This is a genomic window from Nocardia farcinica, assembly GCF_001182745.1.
GTDB lineage: Bacteria > Actinomycetota > Actinomycetes > Mycobacteriales > Mycobacteriaceae > Nocardia > Nocardia farcinica.
Map to the genome: position 1 here is coordinate 711407 of NZ_LN868938.1, position 16801 is coordinate 728207.

Annotated in this window: 15 protein-coding genes; 6 read left to right on the top strand and 9 right to left on the bottom strand. The window is 71.4% G+C overall.

Annotation, left to right across the window (positions count from 1 at the left end):
* Positions 1-43: 43 nt before the first annotated feature.
* Positions 44-988 carry a VOC family protein gene (locus AMO33_RS03605; protein WP_060590512.1) on the top strand — a complete coding sequence of 315 codons (945 nt, stop codon included), beginning with the start codon at positions 44-46 and terminating at the stop codon, positions 986-988.
* Positions 988-1839 (top strand): alpha/beta fold hydrolase, encoded by an 852-nt coding sequence (locus AMO33_RS03610; protein WP_060590514.1) that lies wholly within the window; start codon positions 988-990, stop codon positions 1837-1839. The genes AMO33_RS03605 and AMO33_RS03610 overlap by 1 nt, the downstream gene beginning before the upstream one ends.
* 142 nt (positions 1840-1981) lie before the next feature.
* Here the strand turns inward: AMO33_RS03610 and dmpG are convergent, their stop codons facing one another.
* The 3 genes from dmpG to AMO33_RS03625 form a co-directional block, all read right to left on the bottom strand.
* Entirely contained in the window at positions 1982-2998 is a 1017-nt protein-coding gene (dmpG, locus tag AMO33_RS03615) for a 4-hydroxy-2-oxovalerate aldolase (RefSeq protein ID WP_060590516.1), read from the bottom strand.
* Positions 2995-3909 carry an acetaldehyde dehydrogenase (acetylating) gene (locus tag AMO33_RS03620; protein ID WP_228789481.1) on the bottom strand — a complete coding sequence of 305 codons (915 nt, stop codon included), beginning with the start codon at positions 3907-3909 and terminating at the stop codon, positions 2995-2997. The genes dmpG and AMO33_RS03620 overlap by 4 nt, the downstream gene beginning before the upstream one ends.
* 68 nt (positions 3910-3977) lie before the next feature.
* Complete coding sequence (locus AMO33_RS03625; protein ID WP_060590518.1) at positions 3978-4790, bottom strand: 2-keto-4-pentenoate hydratase; 813 nt, start codon at positions 4788-4790, stop codon at positions 3978-3980.
* A 194-nt stretch (positions 4791-4984) separates the two neighbouring features.
* Here AMO33_RS03625 and AMO33_RS03630 point away from each other — a divergent pair, with 194 nt between their 5' ends.
* Positions 4985-5716 carry an IclR family transcriptional regulator gene (locus AMO33_RS03630; RefSeq protein WP_060593268.1) on the top strand — a complete coding sequence of 244 codons (732 nt, stop codon included), beginning with the start codon at positions 4985-4987 and terminating at the stop codon, positions 5714-5716.
* Between the two features lie 34 nt (positions 5717-5750).
* Here AMO33_RS03630 and AMO33_RS03635 read toward each other — a convergent pair whose 3' ends face one another.
* Together AMO33_RS03635 and AMO33_RS03640 are read right to left on the bottom strand one after the other, a co-directional pair.
* Complete coding sequence (locus AMO33_RS03635; RefSeq protein ID WP_060590519.1) at positions 5751-6122, bottom strand: DUF1330 domain-containing protein; 372 nt, start codon at positions 6120-6122, stop codon at positions 5751-5753.
* 164 nt (positions 6123-6286) lie between these two features.
* Positions 6287-6973, bottom strand: a complete 687-nt coding sequence (locus AMO33_RS03640) for a TetR/AcrR family transcriptional regulator (RefSeq protein WP_060590521.1) — start codon at positions 6971-6973, stop codon at positions 6287-6289.
* 395 nt (positions 6974-7368) lie between these two features.
* Here AMO33_RS03640 and AMO33_RS03645 point away from each other — a divergent pair, with 395 nt between their 5' ends.
* The 3 genes from AMO33_RS03645 to AMO33_RS32480 are packed head-to-tail and all read left to right on the top strand — an operon-like array spanning position 7369 to position 11199.
* Positions 7369-9141, top strand: coding sequence for an ABC transporter ATP-binding protein (locus tag AMO33_RS03645; RefSeq protein ID WP_076573411.1), 1773 nt, complete (start codon positions 7369-7371; stop codon positions 9139-9141).
* Positions 9138-10883, top strand: a complete 1746-nt coding sequence (locus AMO33_RS03650; RefSeq protein ID WP_060590525.1) for an ABC transporter ATP-binding protein — start codon at positions 9138-9140, stop codon at positions 10881-10883. Before AMO33_RS03645 ends, AMO33_RS03650 begins: the two co-directional genes overlap by 4 nt.
* Position 10884: 1 nt before the next feature.
* Entirely contained in the window at positions 10885-11199 is a 315-nt protein-coding gene (locus AMO33_RS32480) for a DIP1984 family protein (protein WP_240327403.1), read from the top strand.
* 202 nt (positions 11200-11401) lie between these two features.
* Here the strand turns inward: AMO33_RS32480 and AMO33_RS03660 are convergent, their stop codons facing one another.
* From AMO33_RS03660 to AMO33_RS03675, 4 genes are read right to left on the bottom strand one after another with little or no spacing between them, the layout of a single operon-like run.
* On the bottom strand, positions 11402-12766 hold the full coding sequence (locus tag AMO33_RS03660; protein WP_197657729.1) for a salicylate synthase: 1365 nt from the start codon (positions 12764-12766) through the stop codon (positions 11402-11404).
* Between the two features lie 10 nt (positions 12767-12776).
* Positions 12777-14366 carry an NAD(P)/FAD-dependent oxidoreductase gene (locus tag AMO33_RS03665; RefSeq protein ID WP_060590527.1) on the bottom strand — a complete coding sequence of 530 codons (1590 nt, stop codon included), beginning with the start codon at positions 14364-14366 and terminating at the stop codon, positions 12777-12779.
* Positions 14367-14421: 55 nt separating this feature from the next.
* Positions 14422-15669, bottom strand: a complete 1248-nt coding sequence (locus AMO33_RS03670; protein ID WP_060590529.1) for a cytochrome P450 — start codon at positions 15667-15669, stop codon at positions 14422-14424.
* Positions 15670-15700: 31 nt separating this feature from the next.
* Positions 15701-16714 (bottom strand): methyltransferase, encoded by a 1014-nt coding sequence (locus tag AMO33_RS03675; protein WP_060590531.1) that lies wholly within the window; start codon positions 16712-16714, stop codon positions 15701-15703.
* Positions 16715-16801 lie beyond the last annotated feature (87 nt).

A 16801-nucleotide genomic window follows, 5' to 3' on the forward strand; every position in this document is an offset into this window, starting at 1 on the left:
CGTGCCGACACCCCGCGCTGACACCTACCGACAGGAGCTTCCGATGTCCGGAGTGAAAGAACTCGCCTACGTCGTCTACGAGGCGAGCGACCTCGCCGCCTGGCGGCACTTCGCCTGCGATCTGCTCGGCATGCAGCTCGCCGAGGAGACGACCGACGCCCTCGTCCTGCGCACCGACGAACGGGCCTTCCGCTGGCGCATCGAGCGCGGCGCGGCGGACGATCTGCTGGTATCCGGCTACGAAGTCGATTCGGACGCCGCGCTCGATCGCCTCGTCGAGCGGCTGCGGGCGGCCGGTGCGCCGGTCGCCGAGGGCGATGCCGAACTGGCCGCCGCCCGCCGCGTCGACCGCATCGTGCTCACCGCCGACCCGATGGGCAACCACATCGAACTGGTGACCGGCTTCGCCGACGCGGCCACCCCGTTCCACTCCGCGGTGCTGCTCGGCTCGTTCGTCACCGGAACCGGCGGCGCCGGTCATCACGTGCTGCTCGCGCGCGGGGTGCCGCGCCCGGAGTACATGGCGTTCTACGAGGGCGTGCTGGGGTTCCGGGTCAGCGACACCATCGTCGAGGAACTCGCGCCCGGCGTGTACGCGGATCTGATCTTCCTGCACTGCAATCCGCGCCACCACTCGGTCGCGTTCGGGGAGATGCCGCACCCGAAGCGAATTCACCACTTCATGCTCGAGGTCGACGACATCCGCGATGTGGGCATGGCCTACGACCGCTGTCTCGACGCCGCGCAGCCGTTCGAGATGACCTTGGGCATGCACCCCAACGACAACATGTTCAGCTTCTACGTCCGCACGCCGTCGGGGTTCAGCATCGAATACGGCTGGGGCGGGCTGCTGATCGACGACGCCACCTGGCAGGTGCGCACGCTCGACCGGCTGCACAGCTGGGGACACCGCGCCCCCGAAGTCGTCCACGAACTGCTCGGCCGCGCGCCGTCGACGAACATCCGCCACGAGGAGAGGGCCCACTGATGACGATCACCCAGGAGTCGGCGGCCCGCACGGTCACCACCCGTGACTGGACGCTGCGGTATTACGAAGCCGGACCGGCCGATGCCCGGCCGATCGTGCTGCTGCACGGCAGCGGTCCGGGGGCGACCGGCTGGTCCAACTTCGCCGGCAACATTCCCGCCCTGGCCGAACGCTTCCACGTCTACGCGGTCGACATGCCCGGCTGGGGCGAGTCCGACGCGGTCACCGTCGACCAGCTCGACCACCCCGCCGCGGCCGTGCAGTTCCTGGACGCGGTCGGCATCGAGCAGGCCGCCTTCGTCGGTAATTCGATGGGCGGACACACCGCGCTGCGGCTGGCGATCGACCATCCCGAGCGGGTGAGCCATCTCGTCACGATGGGTCCGCCGATCGGGACGATGCCGACGCTGTTCGGCGCGGGCGATGGCCCGTCGGAGGGGTTGAAGGTGCTGATCGCGGCCTATCGGGATCCCTCCCCGGAGAACATGCGCCGCCTGGTGGAGGTGATGACCTTCGACAAGGCGCGCTTCGCCACCCCCGAGCTGGTCCGGGCCCGTTCCGACGCCGCGCTGGCGCGTCCCGAGCACCTGCGCAACTACGTGGCGGGTTTGCCCGCCGGTGCCCCGATTCCGCACTGGGTCGACCGGTCGAAGCTGGCCGACATCGCCGCGCCCACCCTGCTCATCCATGGCAAGGACGACCGCGTGGTGTCCTACGAGAACACCCTGTTCCTGCTGGCGCACATCCCCGACAGCCGGGCGGTGCTGCTCAATCGCTGCGGCCACTGGGCCATGATCGAACACGCCGCGGAGTTCAACCGGCTCGTCGCCGACTTCGTCTCCGGCAACTGAACATTCGCCATCCGCGGCTCGCGGGGCGCCTCGATGCGCCTCGCGAGCCGACGGGTGTGCCGCTTGTTCGCCCGCACCGGTATCGGCGCCCGACACGCCGGGGCCCACCGCGAATTCGCGGTGGGCCCCGGCGTTTTCGGTCTCAGGCGGTGGTGCCGGCCAGCAGGTCGAGGGCGATGTCGACGATGAGGTCTTCCTGGCCGCCGACCAACCCGCGGCGGCCGACTTCGAGCAGGATGGTGCGGGTGTCCAGTCCGTAGCGTCGGGCCGCGGCTTCGGCGTGCCGCAGGAACGACGAGTACACCCCGGCGTAGCCGAGGGTCAGGGTTTCGCGGTCCACCCGCACCGGCCGGTCCTGCAGCGGGCGCACCAGGTCGTCGGCGGCGTCCTGCAGGGCGAACAGATCGCAGGAGTGTTTCCAGCCGTACAGGTCGGCGACGGCGACGAACGGTTCGATCGGGCAGTTGCCCGCTCCCGCACCGTGCCCGGCCAGCGAGGCGTCGACGCGGGTGACGCCCTCCTCGACGGCGACCACCGAATTCGCGACGGCCAGCGACAGGTTCTCGTGGGCGTGGATGCCGATCTCGGTGGCGGGATCGAGGACGCGTCGGTAGGCGCGCACCCGGTCGCGGACGCCGTCCATGGTCAGCCGTCCGCCGGAATCGGTGACGTAGACGCAGTGCGCGCCATAGCTTTCCATCAGCTCGGCCTGTTCGGCGAGCTGCTCGGCCTCGGCCATGTGCGACATCATCAAGAATCCGGAGACGTCCATGCCGAGCTCGCGGGCGGTGGCGATGTGCTGGGCGGAGACGTCGGCTTCGGTGCAGTGCGTGGCGATACGCACCGACCGCACGCCGAGCCGGTAGGCCTGTTCGAGGTGGGCGATGGTGCCGATGCCGGGCAGGAGCAGGGTGGTCAACCGGGCGTGGGTCAGGTTGTCGGCCGCGGCCTCGATCCATTCCCAGTCGGTGTTGCTGCCGGGGCCGTAGTTGAGGCTGCCGCCGGCGAGCCCGTCACCGTGGGCGACCTCGATGGCGTCCACGCCGGCCGCGTCGAGCGCGGCCACGATGCGGCCCACGTCCTCGGGGGTGATGCGGTGGCGGACGGCGTGCATGCCGTCGCGGAGGGTGACGTCCTGGATGAACAGTCGGGTGGTCATCGGGTGGCTCCCTGGTCGGCCGGTGCGGCGGTGACGGTCGCGGCGATCGATTCGGCGTATCGCAGCGCCGCGGAGGTCATGATGTCGAGGTTTCCGGCGTAGGCGGGCAGGTAGTGGGCCGCGCCTTCCACTTCGAGGAACACACTGACCTGGTGGGTGGGCGCGGGTCCGCCGTCGGCGGCGAGGGTGTGCACGGGCTGGTCGGGCGGGATCTCGGTGATCTGGATCTGTTGCTTGAGCCGGTAGCCGGGGACGTAGCCGGCGACGCGGGCGACCATCTCCTCGATGGACTCGCGGATCGCGCTCCTGGTGGCGGGATCGGGGGCGGTGGCCAAGCACAGCACGGTGTCGCGCATGATCAGCGGCGGTTCGGCCGGGTTGAGGATGATGATCGCCTTGCCGCGGCGGGCGCCGCCCACGGTTTCGACGGCGTGCGCGGTGGTTTCGGTGAACTCGTCGATGTTGGCCCGCGTGCCCGGTCCGGCCGATTTCGAGGCGATGGAGGCGACGATCTCGGCGTAGGCCACCGGCGCCACGCGCGAGACCGCGGCGACGATCGGGATGGTGGCCTGCCCGCCGCAGGTGACCATGTTGACGTTGGGGGCATCCCGGTGTTCGTCCACATTGATCGCGGGCACGACGAACGGGCCGAGCGCCGCGGGGGTGAGGTCGATGAGACGTTTACCCAGCGGTTGCAGGAGGGCCGCGTTCACGGCGTGAGCCCTGGCCGAGGTGGCGTCGAAGATCACCTCGATGTCGGCGAAGCCCGGCAGTGCCAGCAGGCCCTCGACGCCGTCGGAGGTGGTGGGCACGCCAAGCCGCCGGGCGCGGGCGAGGCCGTCGGAGTCGGGGTCGATGCCGACCATCGCGCCCATCTCCAGAACGCGCGAGTGCCGGATGACCTTGATCATCAGATCGGTGCCGATGTTGCCCGAGCCGATGACCGCGACTTTCACGGTGGTGGGGTCGCTCACGTGGTTCACTCCTGTGCGAAGCGGGCGGTCACCGAGCCGAGGCCGGTGATGTGGGCGGTGACGGTGGCCGGGGCGGTGATCGCCGCCATCGGACCCAGGGCACCGGACAGGATCACCTGACCGGCGCGCAGCGGCTGGCCGAACTCGCGGGCGGTGCGGGCCAGCCAGGTCAGGGCGTGCAACGGGTCGCCGAGACAGGCGGCGCCGGTGCCGGTGGACACCTCGACGCCGTCGATCGACATGGTCATCTGCGCCGCCACCGGCTCGAACTCGGCGAGGCTCAGCTGCCGGGAGCCGAGGACGAACAGTCCGCTGGAGCCGTTGTCGGCGACCGTGTCGCCGAAGGTGATGTCCCAGTCGGCGATTCGGCTGTCGACGATCTCGAGCGCGGCCACGGCGTGGTCGACGGCGGCGCGCACCTGCGCGTGATCGAGGGCACCGTCGGTCAGGTCATGGGCCAGGACGAACGCGATCTCGGCTTCGGCCTTGGGTTGCAGCAGGCGGTCGGCGGGGATCGGGGTGTCCTGCTCGAACCGCATGTCGTCGAACAGGACACCGAAATCGGGCTGGTCGACACCGAGCTGCTGCTGGACCGCCGGGGAGGTCAGGCCGATCTTGCGGCCGACGATCCTGGCGCCGGCCGCGAGCCGTTCGGCCGTCGCTCGTTCCTGCACCGCGTAGGCGGCCCGCACGTCGTCGGTGCCGATCAGGTCGCGCACCGGCGCGCAGGGGACGCGGGTGCGGGCGGCGGTGGCGAGCCGTTCGGCGGCGGCGGTCGTCGCCGCGACGGTTCGTTCATCGAGTTGCGAGGGTGGCATTCGTTGTCCCCGGGTCGTCACGAAATGGTCGTTTGCCACTGTTCCGCCGCGCCGGAGTGGCAGGCCAGCATTTCGTTCCGCTGACCGGAACGCGGCGGGGTAGGCTCGGTCGGGTGAGCGAGGCCGGAGAACGAGTGGACGGGCCGGACGCGCCCGGGCGCACCGGGGTCGCGCCGACCGTGTTGGGCAAGGTGATGGCCGTGCTCGAGGCGTTCTCGATCGATGACGGCGTGCTGAGCCTGGCCGAGATCGCCCGGCGCACCGGGCTCGCCAAGGGCACCCTGCACCGCATTCTCGCGGACCTGGTTGCCGTGCGGCTGCTGGAGCGCACCGGCCGCGGCTACCGGCTGGGCGGGTACCTGTTCGAGCTCGGCATGCGCGCGTCGGTGGAACGCAGCCTGCTCGAGGTCGCGATTCCGTTTCTCGAGGACCTGAACGCCCGCGTCAACGAGACCGTGCATCTGGGCGTCCTCGACGGGACCGACGTGGTCTACCTGACCAAGATCGGTGGTCGTCGCCAGGCCAGCGCGCCGTCCCGGATCGGCGGCCGCATGCCCGCGCACTGCACCGCGATCGGAAAAACGCTGCTGGCCAACGCCGACCGGGCGCTGCGCGACCGGGTGGTGACCGGTCCGTTGGTCGCCCAGACCCCGCGGACGATCGTGCAGCCGGGCACCCTGCGCAGGCACCTCGACCGGATCGCGGCCGAGGGGGTGGCCTACGAATACGAGGAATCGGCGCCGGGGCTGGTGTGCGTGGCGGCCCCGGTGCGGGAGGCCGACCGGGTGGTGGCGGCGATCAGTATCGCGGGCGCCTCGCACCGATTCCACCCGGAGAGCCATGTCGCCGCGGTCCGGGCGGCCGCCGACGGAATCGGTGCCACCCTGACCCGGCGTGCGCGGATGGCGTTGCGGGACACGCGGTGACGGGCGGTCCCCGGCGCTGGTGGGTGCCGCTCGATCAGTCCGCGGGCCAGGGAACGGTCGCCTGGAGCACCGCTTCCTCGAGCGCCTCGGTGCGCCAGGCGGTGACCTGCGGGTATTCGGGGTCGGCGACCATGCGGGAGAACGCCTCGCGGGAGGGGTAGCGCACGATCAGCACCGCGTCCCAGCTCTGCCCCTCCTCGGCGACCAGCACGCTCGACCCGTCGCCGGCATACAGCACCTCGGCGCCGTAGCGGGGCAGGAACGTCTCGCGCAGCGCGTCGGCGTAGCGGGCGTAGCTCTCCCGCCCGCCCTCGGCGAAGCGCAGCAGGTTCAGCATGACCACCGGACCACCGGGGTCCTCGGCGAGGTAGCGCTTGATGTCTCTGCCGCGGGGATCGACTGCCATGGGCCCGAGTCTGGCACACCCGTAGCCCGGCAGCGGGCCAGACGCCGTGCACGGCGATGCGGAATCGTTGTCGACGGTGGCCGCTCGAAGTCGCGCTCGGTGCGTCCACCGGGACGTGTGGCCTGTGCCGTGCGGCGTGCGAAAGCCGGAGTCCGCGAAGGGGTCTAGCGTTCGGTGGTGGAATCGAGGTTCGCGACGAGGCCGTCGACGATGGCGCGGATGGCCTTGTCGGTGTCGTAGGCCGCGACGGCGGTTGTCCACTGCGGCAGCAGGGCGACCACCGAGGGGAAGTCGTCGAGCAGGTCCGGGGCGGCCGATTCGGTCCAGTGCGGCGGTGCCTCGCCGCGGGCGACGGCGGCGTTCCGGTCGTGCGCGGCGCGGCGGGCGGTGAGTTCACCGAGGGTGAAGCGCCACAGCACCGAGTAGAAGTACACCGCGTCGGTCTCGGTGGCGCCGAGCGCTCGCGCGGCGCCGACGAATTCGTCGAGGATCCACATCGCGGCCCGGCCGTAGGTCTCGCCGCGGACGAGGATGTCGACCACCCAGGGCAATTCGTGCAGGGTGTCGATGAGGTAGCCGACGATCGCGACCAGCCGGTCGGTGGGGTCGGCGGGAAGGTCCGGCTTCCGGAGATCGTCCGCGCGGGCGTCGAGAACGGCGAAGAACAGCGCGCCCTTGGTGGGGAAGTGGTGGTAGATCGCGGCCGTGCTGACCTCGAGCTGGGCGGCGAGACGCCGCATGCTGAAGTTCGCCGCACCGTCGGTGCTGAGCATGCGGTCGGTGGCGGCCAGGATCGTCTCGCGGTCGAGGCGGACCGGTCGGCCGCGGCGGCGGGGCGCTGGGTTCGGCACGGTCGTCCATTCTGCGTGCCGGAGTCTCGACAGTGGGGGTCGGGGTGTGTCGGCGGTAATCACAGCACGCGTCCGGAGAAGGCAGCGCGCATCCGGTGTGCCGCGGTGGCTGCGACGCCCGAGGGTGTCTCGACTCGGGTGGTCTCCGTGAGATCTGCTGCCGCACCGTGTTTCGGGAGGTGGCGGCTGTCGATTCTTCGGCCGCCCGCCGAGGGTCGGAGTGTGTTACAGTGCCCGCGTTCGCTAATGACAATCGTTTTCATGAAATGGTTGTCGGAAGGGTTGGAGCTTCTCGTGGATGATGGGCAGGAGCGGTGACGATGGGTGGTACCGCAGCAGCGCTCCGAACGGACGAGGCCACACCGCCACCATCGGCATCCGCGGAGGCGACCGCGGTGTCCCCCGGTAGCGCGCTGTTCCGGCTGACCGAGCCGGTCCGCGGACGGCTGACCGCGTCGCTGGCCATCGCCGCACTGGGTGGCGCGGCCGGGGTGACCGGGTTCGTGGGAACGGCACTGGCGCTGGGGGAGTTGTTCGACGCCGACACGCGGACCGGCACCGTGGTGGCCTTCCTGGTGTTGGCCGCGGCCGGCTTCCTCGCCCGATTCGCCCTGCGTGCCTGGTCGTTCCTGCTCTCGCATCTGGCATCGTTCGACCTCGAGCAGCGTCTGCGCAGCGATCTGGCCGCACACCTGGGCCGGATGCCGTTGGGGGAGGCGCAGCGCTTGGGCTCCGGCGCGGTGAAGAAGATCGTGCAGGACGACGTGCGCGGCCTGCACATGGCGGTCGCCGACGCCGTGCCGCTGGCCGGGTTCACCCTGGCCCAGCCCGTCGCGGCGCTGGTGGCGCTGGGCCTGGTGGACTGGCGGCTGCTGCTGGCGGTCGCGCTGTTCCTGCCGGTGGTGTTCGTCGGGATGCAGCTCAGCCTGCGCGACTACGTCGAGACCCGCCGCCGCTACGACGAGGCCAACGAGGCCATCAACGCGGCCACGGTGGAGTTCGTGCAGGGCATGCCGGTGGTGCGGACCTTCGACGACGGCACGGTCTCGTTCCGGCGCTTCGTCGACCGGGTGCGGCAGTTCAACGTCGCGACCACCAACTGGCAGAACAACAACCGCAGCGCGATGATCTTCGCCAACCTGACGGTCGCGCCGCTGCCGACCATCGTGATCGTGACCGCGGTCGGCATCTGGCTCACCTCGACCGGGTCGATGTCGCCCGCGCAACTGATCGCCGCGATCCTCATCGGCACCCTCCCGGTGGAATCGGTGGTCCCGTTGATGAACCTGTCCAACCTGCTCAACGACTCCAAGGCAGGCGCCGCCCGCATCGTCGAACTGCTCGACATCGAGCCGCTGCGGGAGCCTGCGGACCCGCAGACTCCGGCCGACGGATCCATCGAATTCCGTTCCGTCCGTTTCTCGTACCCGGGAGCGGACCGGCCCGCGCTGGACGGGGTGGACCTGACGATCCCGAGCGGCAGCGTGTGCGCGCTGGTCGGATCGTCCGGCTCGGGCAAATCGACGGTCGCCCGGCTCATCCCGCGGTTCTGGGACGTCGATTCCGGGCAGGTCCTCGTCGGCGGGGTGGACGTTCGGCAGATCGCGTCGCAGGACCTGCTCGCCACCCTGGCGATGGTGTTCCAGGAGCCGTTCCTGCTCTCCGACACCGTGGCCGAGAACATCCGGCTGGCCCGGCCGTCGGCCACCGACGCCGAGGTCGAGGCCGCCGCACGGGCCGCCCACGCCCACGACTTCATCGTCTCGGAACTGCCGCGCGGCTACGACACCCCGGTCGGTGAGCGGGGCGCCCGGCTCTCCGGCGGGCAGCGCCAGCGCATCACCATCGCGCGTGCCCTGCTCGCGGACGCGCCGATCGTCGTCCTCGACGAGGCGACCTCCTTCGCCGACCCGGAGAACGAAGCGGCGATCCAGGACGCGATCGCCGAACTCACCCGCGGTCGCACCGTGCTGGTGGTGGCGCACCGGCTGTCCACGATCGTCGACGCCGACCGCATCGTGGTGCTGGAATCCGGCCGGGTCGCCGAATCCGGCACGCACACCGAACTGCTCGCCGCCGGCGGGCGCTATGCCCGGCTCTGGGAACACCACGAGCGCGCCCGCGGATGGGGTCTCGGCAGCTCGACCAAGGAGGCCATGCGCCGATGAGGAGAATTCTGCGGCTGATGCTGCTCGCCGCCGGGGACTACCGCGACGAGTTCCGCCGTACCCTGTGGTGCGCGCTGCTCGGGTCGATCGTGCAGGCGCTCGCCTACGCCACGTTGATCCCGATCCTGTACGAGCTGAGCAGGCCGGAGGTCGACATCACCGCCGCTTGGACCTGGTTCGGCGTGCTGGTGGCCTGCTGGGTGGTCCAGGCGGGTCTGCACTACGGGCAGCTGCGGTTCGAGTTCGGGCGGTGGGCCGACGTGCTCGCCGCCACCCGGTTGCGGCTCGGCGACAAGCTGCGGACCATGCCGCAGGCCGACCTGGAGCGCCGCGCCGCCGGTGACCTCACCACCGTCATGGGCAGCAACGTCGCCAACGCGACGATGAGCTCGTCCGGGATGGCGTTGCTGTTCATCCAGATGGTGACCGTCCCGGCGGTGATCGGCGTGCTCATCCTCGCCGTCGACTGGCGGCTGGGTCTGGTGCTCGCGGCCTCGCTGCCGTTCGCGGTGTTGTTCGTCCGGCGCATCCAGCAGATCACCGGCGCGGGCGCGCGCCGGACCGACGCGGCCGACGCCGCGGCCGCGAGCCGGGTGGTCGAGTACGTGCAGGGCCTGCCGGTGCTGCGCGCCACCGGGCAGGTCGGCAGCGCGTCCCGGCGCCTGGTCGAGACGTTGGAGGAGCAGAACGCGGCGATGTCGGCGATGCAGAAGCGGCTGACCTGGCCGGGCCTGCTGGCCGCCGGGGTGGTGCAATTGTGTCTGGTCGCGATGGTCGCGCTCGGCGCGGCGCTGGTGCTCGAGCTGCGGATGTCGGCGGCGCTGCTGATCGCCGTGGTCGCCGCCGCCGTGCGATTCGCCGAGCCCATGTCGACGATGGCCAACTTGTCGGCCATCTTCGAGATCACCGACTCGGCGCTGGAACGCGTCGGTGCCGTGCTCGACGCCCCGGCGTTGCCGGTCGGTGACTCGCGGGCGCGCATCACCGGCCACGACCTCGCCGTCGAGGATGTGCACTTCGCCTATCCGGACGGCGCCCCGGTGCTGCGCGGGGTGTCGTTCACCGCTCCCGCCCGCTCGCTGACGGCCCTGGTCGGCCCGTCGGGATCCGGCAAGACGACGGTGACCAGGATGCTGACCCGGTACGCGGACCCCGACGCGGGCAGCATCCGGATCGGAGGCGTCGATCTGCGCGAACTCGACCCGGTCGAGATCTACCGCAACATCGCGGTGGTCTTCCAGGACGTGTACCTCTTCGACGACACCATCCGGGCGAACATCGCGATGGCCGCCCCGGGCGCCACGCAGGAGCAGATCGAGGCCGCGGCCCGCGCGGCCAACGTGCACACCTTCGTGACCCGGCTGCCGCACGGCTACGACACCCGGGTCGGCGAGATCGGCGGCGCACTGTCCGGCGGTGAGCGCCAGCGTATTTCGATCGCCCGCGCGATCCTCAAGGACGCGCCGATCGTCCTGCTGGACGAGCCGACCGCCGCGCTGGACACCGAGAGCGAGGTGGCCGTGCAGGAGGCCATCGACGCACTGGTCGCGGAGAAGACCGTCGTCGTGATCGCGCACCGGCTCTCCACCGTGGTGGCCGCGGACCAGATCCTGGTGCTCGAGGACGGGGTGGTGGCCGAGCGCGGCACCCACGAGGAGCTGCTGGCGCGGCAGGGGCGCTACCACGCCATGTGGGCGGCGCAGACCCGCGCCCGGCACTGGCGGGTCACCGCGTCCGTCTAGGTTGTGCCGCCTCGGCGCGCGTCGCATCCGGCATCACCGCGGTCGAATCGACCGCACCGACGCCGCCACCGATATCGGCGCGGACGGCACCCGCACCGACGCGCTCGCCCGCCGGGACGCGCTGCGGCTCGAGCATTCGGTGATCACCGACGCGGCCGATGCCGCCGCGGGCAAGAACCGGGGTGGTTACGGCCGACAGCTGAGGTCGGAGTTGAAGATCCTGTCCGCACCGGGCACAGGTGAGAGCGCACAACGCACACCACACAACCGGGTGCGGATCCGTTACGGCGAGGGCGGGAACGGGGTACTCCCCTGAATTCGCTGCGCTCCGGGGAGGTCTCACGAACTCATCGAGCTGTCGTATCGGCCATATTCGAAACGACCGGCTCCTTGGGGCGAGGCAGCAACGGCGCCGGTCGCGTCCGCTGTCCAGCACCGGTCACCGCATCGGGCGGGGCCGGAATCGACAGTGCTCCCGGCGGATCGGTTCGGGGCACTGTTGCGCAGTGCGGCGCCGGTCAGCCGGGCGCCGGGGCATCGCCGGGCCGGGCCGGTACGAGGTACGGGGCGATGCAGGCGAGTTTCTCGCACGTCTCCTCGTGTTCGCGGGCGGGGGTGGAGCCGGTGACCACCCCGGCTCCGGCACGCAGCCAGGCCCGGCCCGCCCGTTGGTAGACCGCGCGCAACACCAGTGCGGCGTCGAGCGTTCCGATGCTGTCGGCGCGCAGGACCGTGCCGCTGTAGAGACCGCGGGTGCCCGGCTCGAGCTCGTCGAGGGCGGTGCAGGCGGCCGCCTTGGGGATGCCGGAGGCGGTGATGGCGGGGTGGACCGCCGCCAGGGCGTCCCAGCCGGTACGCCCGACCGGCAGCAGGGTCTCCACCCGGGAGGCGAGATGCTGGACGCTGCCCCGCTCCTTGACGGTGAGGAATTCGCTGACCCGCGTGCCGGTGCCGACGGCGGCCAGCTCGCGGTAGGCCAGTCGCACCGAGGTCGCGTGCTCGTAGACCTCTTTCGGATCGGTGAGCAGTTCGTCGCGGAGGGCTCGGTCGCGCTCGGCGTCGCCGGTTCTGGCCCGGGTGCCCGCCAGCGGCTGGGTCGCCGCCAGCCCCGTTCCGTCGGCCTCGAGGACGGTTTCGGGGCTGACGCCCGCGGCCTGCCAGCCGCCGAGGTCGAGCAGGAACGAGCGGGCCGGGGTGTTGGCTCGGCGCAACGCCGCGTAGGTGGCGGGCAGGTCCACCGTGAACGGCACCTCCACCCGGCGCGACACGATCACCTTCTGGAACTCGCCGTCGGCGATCCGGTCCAGGGCGTCGCGCACCCGCCGCAGGTAGGCGTGGTCGAGCCCGTCCACCGGCACCGGTGTCGGCGGGGGCGCGGCCGGGGGATCGGGCAGGTCGAGTTCGAACGGAGCGCCCCAGCTGCGGACGTGCACCGTGGTCGCGGTGATCTCGAGTTCCACCCCGGGCACCATGAGGTGGGCCAGGACGTCGTCCGGTGCGGCGGCCCGCGGGCGGTGGAGCTCGAAGCCGGCCCAGCCGTAGGCGCGCCACCGGGGCATCGGCGCCCGATCCAGCGCGGCGCGGATCTGTGCCCACGGGCTGCCCGACCAGGTCTCGGTGTGCGCACCGCCGAGCGTGCAGTGCAGCCGGCCCGGCCGGACGGTCACCGAGCCGACCGGGTTGCCCGCGACGTACCAGCGTCCCGGTTGTTCGTAGACGACGTAGTCGGTGAGCTGTCCGGAGGCTGCGATCGCGGCCGCCAGCGCGATCGGGTCACCGGTGTGCCCGCGCACCGTGTGGGTGTAGTCGGCGCCGAGGACGGCGGGCTGGTTCATCGAAGCTCCCATCGGCGTCATCGTGGTCTTCATCGGCGTGGTCTTCATCGGCGCGCGGTCAGGCGAAGGCTTCGGTGATCCACCGCGGGGCGTCGGTGCGTGACCATCGCAGGAACTCCATCGCGGTGTCCTGGCCGACGTCGACGTACTTCATCTCGGGATTGCCGTGCGGCAGGTAGCCGGGGAAGAACCGTTCCCGGTTGATGGTCTCGATGATCGCCGCCGCGGCGTCGGCGGGGGTCAGCTCGCCGCGCTCGACCGCCCGGCAGGTTTCGCGGGCGTCGCTCAGCAGGCCGCGCACGGTGGTGGCCAGGGCGAAATCGCCCCGCTCCAGGGTGCGGAACACCTGATCGTCGCGGCTGGTGACGTAGCGGGACAGTGCGTGTTCCAGGGCGGCGTCGGAATAGAAGCTGTAGGTGTGCCAGACCCGGAAGATCGCGTCCCACAACGGGTAGTCGCGGAAGCCGACGTAGGAGCAGTACGCGAGATCGTCGTGGACGTCGAACATGCGCTGTTGCACCGCGTCGAGCCCGTCGAAGCGCGCGGTCGACCAGTCCTTGTCGCGCGCGGCCTCGATGATCCGCCAGGCCAGGGCGTTCACGGTCTGGAAAGAGTTCGCCAGCCCGCGGGAGAACAGGGCGTCGATCGCGCCCGCGGATTGGGCGGTGAGGCAGAAGCGCTCGCCGACGGTGCCGGTCGCGGAGTACTGCAGCCGCCCGGTGCTCACCCACGGCCGGACGGCCGCGGCGTCGCGGAACTGGCGCGCGACGGCCGGGAAGCGGTCGAGGAAGGCACGGAACTCCTGCTCCGGGGCGGGACGGTCGTCGTCGACGGCGTCCCCGGTGAGGGTGAGCCCCACGCTGCACAGCGGGTTCAGTGAGCGGTCGTTGTTGTCGAACGGGATCACCCACAGCCAGCCCCCGTCGAAGACGTGGTGCAGGGTGCCGTTGTGCCACCGGGTGGGCGGGTCGTAGGCGACCGGTGCGACGTCGTCGAACGGCTGCACGCCGATCATGTGGGTGAACAGTGAGCGCGAGCGCGTCCGGGCGCGGGTGGGCTGCTCGCGCAGCCCGAAGCGCTCGGCCAGGACCGAGCGGAAGCCGGTGGCGTCGACCAGGTACTCGGCGGTGAAGGTCTCGCCCGCGGCGGTGCCGAGCTCGACACCGCGGCCGGTGTCGATCGCGATGTCGGTGACCCGGGTGTTGGACCGGGCGGTGGCGCCGTAGCGGACGGCGAGATGGAAGACGTAGGCGTCGATGTCCTGGCGGAACCAATGGGCTTCGGCGCCGCGGTAACCGGAGGACAACACGACCTGGTTGGCCTTGCCGGGGTCGCTGGGCTCGCCCTGCTCGTGGTAGACGAAGCCGAAGTTCTGTTTCCGGCCGCAGGTGCGGGCCACCTGTTCGGCGGTGCCCTCGAAGGTGGCCAGCGCACGCAGTTCGGGGACGTCGTAGCGCTCGGCCAGGATCCGCATGGTCGTGGTCGCGTGCGGGATGGTGGATTCGCCGACCACGAAGCGTGGATGCACGCCCGCGTCGAGGAGCAGGACCCGCAGGTCGTGACGGGCCAGAATGGTGGCCAGGGTGCTGCCCGCGATGCCGGCACCGAGGATGGCGACGTCGTAGCGGGTGTCGATCGGGGATGTCATGGTCGAACTCCTTGTGCGGGTGGTGCTTTCGGTGCCCCGGGTGCGGCACGCGGGGTCAGGGGGTGTCCGGGTCGGGCCGGACCGGCAGTCGGCGCAGGCTGCGCAGTCCCATGCCGGGACGCCAGCGCGGCGCGGCCGGGTCGACGGCGAGCCGCAGCCGGGGCCAGCGCGCGACGAGGACGGTGAGCGCGACGGCGACCTCGGTGCGCGCCAGCGCGGCGCCCATGCAGGTGTGGATGCCGCCGCTGAAGCCCAGATGCGGCCGGGGCGGGCGGTGGATGTCGAAACGGTGTGGATCGGGAACGTGCGCGGGGTCGCGGTTGGCGGCGGCGGGAAACACCAGGACGCGGTCGCCGCGCGCGATGCGCCGGTCGCCCAGCCGCAGCGGTTCGCGCGCCAGGCGCATCGTCGCCGACTCCACCGGGCCCCAGTAGCGCATGGTCTCCTCCACCGCCGCCGCGGCCAGCCCTGGATCGTCCCGCAGCGCCGCCCATTGGTCCGGATGGGTGAGCAGGGACAGCACGGCGCTGGCGAGCAGACTGGCCGAGGTCTCGAACCCCGCCGCCACCAGCAACCCGACCATGGCGCGCAGTTCCTCGTCCGACAGCGCGTCCCGCCCGGACTCGGGGTGGGCCAGCCTGCTGACCAGATCGTCACCGGGGCTGTTCCGCTTGAGCACGACGAGATCGCGGGTGTAGGTGTCGAGCCGTTCGCGCAGGACGGGATCGGGGCCGGAGAGCGGGGTCGAGGCGGCGGCGGCCCGGACGGCGAGGTCGTGCAGGCCGGGATGCCATGCCTCGGGGAAGCCGAGGATCTCGCCGAGCACCGTCAGGGACAGCGGATAGGCGTAGGAGTGCAGCAGATCCACGGTGCCGTCGCCCCGGTCGGCCGTCTGCTGCGCGCGGTCGAGCAATCGCTCGGCATGCCGGACGACCGCGGGCCGCAGGGCGGCCACCGATCGGGGGGTGAACGCCCGCTGCGCCGCCCGCCGCAGCCGGGTGTGCTCCGGCGGGTCGGACAGCAGCATGGTGTTCGGCGGGTCCGGGATCTGCGCGCGCGCCCGGGCGGTGCGCTGGGCGGGGGTCAGCAGGGCGCGCGGGTTGTTCGCCAGCCGGGCGTCGCGCAGCGCGGCGTCGGCGGCGGCGTAGCCGAGGACCATCCAGAAACCGCGGCCCGGTTGGTGCGGGAGTTCGGCGTAGACGACCGGTGACCGTGCGCGCAGCTCGTCGTAGACGCGGTGCGCCCGTTCGTGGAAGTCCTCGGCCAGCAGGTCGACCACGATCGGCCGGGGTGTGTCGAGCATGGGTGCGTTGTCCGTTCAGACCGGCATGACCTCAGACCGGCATGGCCTCGAGGAGCGAATACGAGGTGGGAAAGACGGTCGGGTGCGCGGCGACGACCGCGAAACCGGCGCGGCGACAGAGCCGTTCGTACTCGGCGCGGGTGCGCTCCTGCCCGCCCATGTTGACGAGCATGCTGATGTCGGTGAGGTAGGGGGCCGGGTCGGCGGTGTCGACCGTGTCGGGCAGGACCGACTCCACGATCAACACCCGGCCGTCGGCGGGGACCACCGCCCGGCAGCGGTCGAGGATGGTGACGCAGCGGTCGTCGTCCCAGTCGTGCAGGATGTTCTTGAGCACGTAGAGGTCGCCACCCGTGGGCACGGCGGTGAAGAAGTCACCGGCTTCGACGCGGCAGCGGTCGGCGACCCCGGCCGCTGCCAGCGTCGAGGCGGCCTCGGCGACCCCGGTCGGCGAATCGAAGACCACGCCGCGCACCGACCGTGCGCCACGCAGGATCTGCGCGATCAGCGTGCCGTCGCCGCCGCCGACGTCGACCACTGTGCGGTGCCGGGTGAAGTCGTAGCTCACCGGAACCAGGTGCGCGATGGGCAGACTCACCTGCCGCATGGTCGCGTTGAACCGTTCCGACAGCTCGGGCCGGGTGGCCAGGAAGCTGAAGAAGTCGGTGCCGTAGAGCGTTTCGAAGGTCGGCCGCCCGGTGCGCACGGCCTCCTCGGTCAGCTTCCACGAGTCCAGCAGGGCGGGGTCGGTGAACAGCAGCACGGCCGCCGCCTGGGAATCGGGTCGATCCGTCCGCAGCGGCAGGCCCGCCTCGCCCAGCCGGAAGGTGCCCGGGCCGGTCTCGACGACGATCTCCAGGGCGGCCAGCGCGCGCAGCAACCGGGCGAGCGCCCCGGGGTGGGTATCGGTGCGGGCGGCCAGTTCCCGGTAGTCGAGCTCGTCCTCGCCGAGGTGATCGGCGAGCCCGAGCCGGGCGGCGGTGCCGACCACCTGGGAGCAGATCGTCCCGAACATCATGTTCATCAGTCGCTGTTGCGCCGCCATGCCCGCTTCCTGTACCTCGCCGAACCTGCTCGCCGCCTGGGTGTTTCGCCTGCCCGAACGCGAAGGCTCGCTTGACCGAACCGCTCG

What these genes read in the sequence shown, in the direction of transcription:
- AMO33_RS03660 (WP_197657729.1), bottom strand. Translation starts at nt 12,766, where the DNA reads ATGAAGACCACGCCGATGAAGACCACGATGACGCCGATGGGAGCTTCG.
- AMO33_RS03625 (WP_060590518.1), bottom strand. Translation starts at nt 4,790, where the DNA reads ATGCCACCCTCGCAACTCGATGAACGAACCGTCGCGGCGACGACCGCC.
- AMO33_RS03630 (WP_060593268.1), top strand. Translation starts at nt 4,985, where the DNA reads ATGGCCGTGCTCGAGGCGTTCTCGATCGATGACGGCGTGCTGAGCCTG.
- AMO33_RS03610 (WP_060590514.1), top strand. Translation starts at nt 988, where the DNA reads ATGACGATCACCCAGGAGTCGGCGGCCCGCACGGTCACCACCCGTGAC.
- AMO33_RS03675 (WP_060590531.1), bottom strand. Translation starts at nt 16,714, where the DNA reads ATGGCGGCGCAACAGCGACTGATGAACATGATGTTCGGGACGATCTGC.
- dmpG (WP_060590516.1), bottom strand. Translation starts at nt 2,998, where the DNA reads ATGACCACCCGACTGTTCATCCAGGACGTCACCCTCCGCGACGGCATG.
- AMO33_RS03665 (WP_060590527.1), bottom strand. Translation starts at nt 14,366, where the DNA reads ATGACATCCCCGATCGACACCCGCTACGACGTCGCCATCCTCGGTGCC.
- AMO33_RS03635 (WP_060590519.1), bottom strand. Translation starts at nt 6,122, where the DNA reads ATGGCAGTCGATCCCCGCGGCAGAGACATCAAGCGCTACCTCGCCGAG.
- AMO33_RS03670 (WP_060590529.1), bottom strand. Translation starts at nt 15,669, where the DNA reads ATGCTCGACACACCCCGGCCGATCGTGGTCGACCTGCTGGCCGAGGAC.
- AMO33_RS03605 (WP_060590512.1), top strand. Translation starts at nt 44, where the DNA reads ATGTCCGGAGTGAAAGAACTCGCCTACGTCGTCTACGAGGCGAGCGAC.
- AMO33_RS03650 (WP_060590525.1), top strand. Translation starts at nt 9,138, where the DNA reads ATGAGGAGAATTCTGCGGCTGATGCTGCTCGCCGCCGGGGACTACCGC.
- AMO33_RS03620 (WP_228789481.1), bottom strand. Translation starts at nt 3,909, where the DNA reads ATGATCAAGGTCATCCGGCACTCGCGCGTTCTGGAGATGGGCGCGATG.